At 67.3% G+C, this 453-nt stretch carries 1 protein-coding gene; it reads left to right on the top strand.

All coding sequences use genetic code 11. The features are described from left to right. Positions 1-12: 12 nt before the first annotated feature. On the top strand, positions 13-453 hold a 441-nt coding region (locus tag HR086_RS47500; RefSeq protein ID WP_217442263.1), incomplete at its 3' end, for a PilW family protein.

The following is a 453-nucleotide window of genomic DNA, read 5'->3' as shown; positions in this document are numbered from 1 at the left end:
GGCGGAAGCGATGTGCTGGTGCTGCGCTACCTGGCGCCTGAGGGGGTGCCGGTGACCGGCATTTCGTCCAGCGGCGGCAATGCGCTTCTGGACATGGACAGCACCCGGGTGGCCCGACTCACCTCGGGGGGCGTGGCGGCACCGACCTTGTTCGGCATCGCCGACTGTGCCCACGCGGACATCTTCGCCGGTACGTTGAGTGCGGCCCGTGTGACCGCGCCCTCGCTGGACCTGTCGCGCTATGCCGCGCAGCCGACCGGGCAGACGATGCTCTACCGGGCCGAGTCGATGGTCTATTACGTCGGCATCAATCCGGAGACCGGACAGCCGGGCCTGCGCCGTGCCCGCGCCAACAGTGCTGGCGCCTATGCGGTCAATGAAGAACTCGTGGAAGGCATCGAAAGCCTGCAGCTGCTGTATGGCCTGGACAGTACCGCCAACATCAGCCTGGGC

It is taken from the genome of Myxococcus sp. CA039A (assembly GCF_013336645.1).
Lineage (GTDB): Bacteria > Myxococcota > Myxococcia > Myxococcales > Myxococcaceae > Myxococcus > Myxococcus llanfairpwllgwyngyllgogerychwyrndrobwllllantysiliogogogochensis.
The sequence above is the reverse complement of the archived record's forward strand: the minus strand, read 5'-3'. Positions and strand labels throughout refer to the sequence as shown.